A 6012-nucleotide genomic window follows, 5' to 3' on the forward strand; every position below is an offset into this window, starting at 1 on the left:
CCGTCAAATTTCCGGCATTGATTATCGCTCCAGGCTGTGCCAAATCGAAAGCAAATTGATTGGGATTTCCCGTTAAAGTTTGATAATTATTGTTTCCCCAAGCATCGAAAAAACCATCTCCAAAACCAATCCCTGTCGCCGTCGTTGCGGTAAAATCTCCCGGTACATTTAAACTTGCATTATTACCAAAAACAATTCCCGCAGGGTTCATCAGGAATAAGTTTGAATTGCCTCCCGTAACTTGAATTAAGCCATTAATTAGAGAAGGATTTCCCCCAACAACACGACTTAAAATGTTACGAATTTCCGGTGCAGAGAGAAAATTAGCAATTTGTCCGGCATCGAGTCCAAACTCCTCGAAACTGTGAAATAAGTTCTGTCCGTCTCCTGATAATATTCCTCCTTCAATATTAAACTGTTGTCCGTCCACATTAATCAAAGTCTCTGTACTATTAGACTCAGGAACAATAGATTGAGCCATAACGGAAGGAGAGATGCCCCATGCCGCGAATAAAATTGCAATGGGAGTCAAATAAGGGAGCGATCGCCAATATATCATCGTGATAATTCCTTTGTGATTTAGATACACCCCTTTGCTATTGGCGATCGCCCTTGTAAAAGTTTCCTTACTTCCGTCCCCCAACGTTTTCAGGAAATGAGCGATCGCTTGCTTAAATAGAGAACTTTCACTATTATTTTTTTCAGTATATGCGAGATTTCTTGGTAAGAATAACAAAATGATTGTAAAGATTTTGTGAATTTTTCTTTGGGGAAATATAAAGATCGATAATTTACCATAAATCACTCTGTTTGACTATATTTTTAGTTAAACTTTACAATACCAACGCGATCGCAAATAAGCCGATGAATAAAGGAAAAAATGGAAAAGAATAATCGCGATCGCACTCCCCATCCATCACCCATCACCCATTACCCATTACCAAGGCGTGCCGATAAGGGTAAAGCCACTCCAATAGTAAGGATGGGAGAAATTGAGATCGCCCAAGTTCACCAATTGATTATTCAAAGGAAATGCTCCTCCCTGCGTCACCAATTCTCCGCCCTCCAACTGCACTTCTCCCGCCAGCAAAGCCATCTGCGCTCTTCTCACAGCTTCAGCTTTAATGGGCGCTGTTTGCAAATGCTCGTAAAAACCTGTCATAAAGCCCAAGCTACCCACATCATTGACATACCACAGGCTTCCCAATGCAGACTTAACCCCCGCAGCCACCGCCAAACCAGCAAACCCCAACTCCGCATCCGTATCCCCCAACGCCGTGCGACAAGCACTCAAAACCAGCAATTCGATCGCCGGATCGTTGAGTCCCAATTGTCGCAACTCATCGAGTCCCAAGCGTTCCGAACCCATTTGAATGTAAGAATCTTCAGGTTTACCTGGTCGGAAGTCGGCATGGGTAGCCAGGTGCAGCATTCCATAAGGGATTTTATTTCTCGCTTGTATCAACTGTTTGGCGCTAAAGTCTTCATTGAGATAGCGATCGCCTTTCCAAAGATTTTCTGTGAGAATTTCTAGTTCCCGAGCAACAGCAGGGAGGGCATTTTGGTCGGTAAATGTTTCCGCACCCATCGCTAAGACACTCATAGAACGGACATCAGCATAGCGCAAGTCAGTGAGTGCCATACTGGGCATGAGACTAAGGCTGTAGCGTTCCATGAGGAAGTTATGGCCATCATAGAGGGCGGCGATGGGGAGCGATCGCAAACCCTCATCAAGGAGAAAAGTGATATGTTCGATCCCCTGCCCTTGCAAGTCGGCCTCAATAGGTGCGATGAGAATTTGATAGAGTTCTCGGGCGGAAGTAAAATAAGCATTGGGGCGGCGGATGTTGGTTACAGTACGGCGGAAGTCACTCGCTACATTGAGGGCGGTTTTGCGATCGATACCTGTGTTGCGGAGGATGGGATCGCCCTTGGGGGTAACAAGAAGGAGATAGAGGCGATCTAAGCTCTTGTCTGCTTGTGAGTCAGAATGGAAACCAAGGGGAGGGACAAAGATGGCGTAGAGGAGTGCGGGTTGGACTCCCGTAGCAGTAGCGGCATTTTGCAAACTGGCTTGGGCTTGGTTTAAAAAGGTATTTTCCGTAGAATCATTACTATTGCTACTATTATCTCCTAAAAAACTATTGTCGCTGGCTTGGGCAAATTCTTGACCAAAATAGTTGCTAAAATTTTCTGTTAAATGTTGATCAACTTCAGCAATGGAAATATTGATAATTTGGGGAATCTCTGAAATATTGAGTTCGTTTAAGTTCGGTTGAAGAGTTAAGAGTTGGATGAGTTGAGTATTAGATAGCGTTACGGTTTCAACATTATTAAATTGGGATAGAAGTGACTGGGAAAACTTGGGCAAAGATGGTGTAAGGGAAAATTGTGCTAGAGAAACTTGAGTGGGGGTGAGAATAGCGATATTTCCTTTCTGATAGTTGGCAAAAATATTGGTAATCGTCGGAATGGTATAGTTTCCTGAAGTTATGGCATCTGCTGTCCCGTTAGTATTCGCATCGCCAACAACAAAGGGAATAATCCCTTTTCCTCCGTGGCGAATTGTAATCGCATTTCCTCCGGTTCCTCCCGTAGTAGAAATGCTGGCATTGGTGCTATCATCATCGCTGAAAGTTCCTGTAGCTCGAAAAAAGTTTGCTGTGGTTACATCAACTAATCCCCCTTGTCCGCTTGTTCCCCCTTGACTATTGATATGGGTAACATTAATATCATCCCCGGCATTAAGAATAACGCTACCACCATTGCCTATATTGCCGCGAGTTTCGATAATATTTGCATTTATTTCTCCTTGAGTTTCAACGAGGACATTCCCACCAATTCCATCTGAGGTGATAATATCTCCCGTCGTTACGGAGCCGTTATCGTTAGTAATAATAATATCTTGACCGATGCTCAATAAATCTCCGGTAACAATGCCTTGACCTGCGTTAATTTTCAAAGAAGCATCATGATCGGTGGCGATAATACTATGAGATCCTGGACTAGCAATATTACCGTTTCCAGCTTCGATAATGAGGGGATTGTTAAAGGTAATATTATCTGCAAGGATAATGGTTGCTGTTCCGTCTGCGCGTCCAATGGTAACAGTATTAAAATTACCATTAATGGCGGCGAGATCGGTGGAAGTCAGGTCAAGAGTGTTAGTTTGACCGCTATTATTACCTAGGGTAATATTGTGTGCGGGACTCCACTGTTGCAGGGTTAAATTACCGGTTCCGGTGACGCTATTATTACCGCCGTTGAAGTCAAGTTCGCTGACGGCAAAGGTGGCGTTATTATTACCCATATTGAGGGTGGAGTTAAAGGTCAGATTTCCATTTCCTGAAAGCGTAATATTGTTAGCTGTGGGATTAAGTGCAACGGCTCCATCAAAGGTAACATTTCCGGTTGTTTCTGTAATAGGAGCATTAATATCAACAAAATCATTACCAAAAGTAACATTATTGAGGGAAATGCGATCGCTTGCGTTCAAAGTTGCTTCGCCATTAGTATTACCTGTAATGGTGCTATCTGAAATATTGATGTCGTCAAGAGACATAAATCCTTGATAAGTATAAATACCTCCTCCCACTCCAACTCCGCTAGAATCAGCATCGGCAGTATTATCTTTAATTTCGCTATTTGTGATGTTGACCTTTGTATTAGCTACAATGCCACCACCGTTATTATTACTCGAATTTAAAGATATCGTACTATTATCAATATTGACTGTCGCAGCTGCAATCCCTCCCCCATCAACATTACTTGAATTTTGCAAAATTATGCTGTTGTTGGTAATATTGACTGTATTAGCTACAATGCCACCACCATCATTATTACTCGAATTTAAAGATATTGTACTATTATCGATATTTGCGGTTGTGGCAGATATTCCACCCCCACTGAGTTGACTGGTATTACCCGATATTTGACTGTTAATAATATTAACGGTGTTAGCAGAAACCCCACCACCACTTCCATTACTCAAATTACCAGATATTGTACTATTGTTAATGCTTACTGTATTTGCATAAACTCCTCCGCCGTCAAGCAAAGTGCTTGAATTACCAGATATCGTACTATCCTTAATGTTTGCTGTAGTTGTTGCAGAAATTCCTCCTCCACGACGGCTTGAATTACCCGATATTACACTACTATTCGTAATATTTACTGTAGCTGCATAAATCCCGCCTCCAAAACTGGAAGTTGAATTTCCCAATACCTGACTACTGTCAAGATTGACTGTTGTTGCGTAAATTCCCCCCCCTCCATTTGTATTGGCAGTATTTCCAGATATCGTAGTTGTGGTAATATTTGCTGTGGCTGCTGAAATTGCACCACCACGAGCATTAGCAATATTTCCGGATACTGTACTATCGATGAGATTGATGATTCCATTGGAATTAATTCCACCACCAGAATCAATACCACTTGCTACTGCTCTTCCATTACGAATGGTCAAGTTATTAAATGTTGTTGTTGCTCCTCCCATCACGTTAAAAATGCGAAAAGTGCCTGCTCCTGTATTACGTTGTACTGTTACATTAGTTGCTTGTCCCGTTATCGTCAATTCATCACTTATTCCTAATTCTCCTGAAGTCAAATCAACCAAAGTTACCCCACTAAAACGAATTTCATCGGCTCCTACTGCATTGGCAAAAGCGATCGCTTCTCGTAATGTTCCCGATCCCGAATCACTTCCATCTGTCACTGTAAAGATTGCTAATTTTCCAGCATAATTGTCCATCACTCCTGGCAGTAATCCTAGAGATGCTTCAATATTGCCCGTACTTGATTCTAATACCCAATCTCCCCCAAGATTATGATGTCCCGTAAAATTGGTTGATGCGGCTACATCTGCTCCGGTTTCTGCCGCGATCGCATTAATAAAATCCTCTCCGACTGTCCCCAATGCTGTCAAACAACTGTACAATAAAATGTCGGCTGTTTCTGTTAGAGATTCTCCCCATTTTTGCAATTGTTCGCGATATTGGTCTATATTTTGCAGCGTTACAAAATCTTGTCCCAACCAAATATTTCCTGTACTCCCTTCGGCAATAATATGAACTTCCTCCACAGGTTGGGTATTTTCAGCAATGAAGGAAAGGCGATCGCCGATAAAAGCAACCCCATTTTCATCGGAATTAATCACTATTGAAATTGTCCCAGATCGCCCCCCATAAAGGAGATTTTGATAATTATCCACCGTAGAATCAATAAAGATAACATCGAAAGATTCGCCAACATTCTCAGGAAATAATGTCACCGTCGGAGCGCTATTATTCCCGTCTCCTGTTTTCACCCAAGGGACATCAGAAGGAGCAACCTGCACGCGATTTCCTGCCGCTAAATTTACTGTTTGTCCGGTAATATTCCCCCCAATTACTACATCTCCAGAATTCAGATCCAAACCCGTTTCTTGTAAGGCTGCTGGGGTGATTTGGGTTATTCCTTGCACTTCCGGCGCTGCCAATAATTGTGGTAAATCTAAAGGAGAGATTCCCGCTTCTAATGCCTCCCGAGGAATATCTAAAGTCAAAATATTCCCTTCCTTGGAAATCCGCACCAAACTCGTCCCCGGAATGGCTGCAATGGTAATATTTCCTCCCGGTGCTGTAAGGGTTCCTAAATTGAGAACTGTTCCCCCAATTAAACTTAAATTTTGTCCTTGACTAATACTTAAATTTCCCGCATTAATAATCACTCCAGCTTGAGAAAGATCGAAAGCAAATTGAGTCGGATCACCGATTAAAGTTTGATAGTTATTATTCCCAAAAGCATTAAACCAATTGTCACCTAATCCAATTCCTGTCGCCGTTGTTGCGGTAAAATCTCCCGGTACATTTAAACTTGCATTATTACCAAAAACAATTCCCGCAGGGTTCATCAGGAATAAGTTTGAATTGCCTCCTGTAACTTGAATTAAGCCATTAATTAGAGAAGGATTTCCCCCAACAACGCGACTTAAAATGTTACGAATTTCCGGTGCAGAGAGAAAATTAGCAATTT

2 protein-coding genes are annotated in these 6012 nt (G+C 42.2%); both read right to left on the bottom strand.

The features are described 5' to 3' along the window. A partial coding sequence (locus JUI58_RS12830; RefSeq protein ID WP_348539883.1) for a filamentous hemagglutinin N-terminal domain-containing protein occupies nucleotides 1-559 on the bottom strand: 559 nt, incomplete at its 3' end. Nucleotides 560-937: 378 nt separating this feature from the next. Continuing rightward, nucleotides 938-6012, bottom strand: a 5075-nt coding sequence (locus JUI58_RS12835) for a CHAT domain-containing protein (RefSeq protein ID WP_204104190.1), incomplete at its 5' end; no start/stop codon positions are given.

Origin of the sequence: Spirulina sp. CCY15215 (assembly GCF_016888125.1) — a bacterium.
Classification (GTDB): Bacteria; Cyanobacteriota; Cyanobacteriia; order Cyanobacteriales; family Spirulinaceae; genus CCY15215.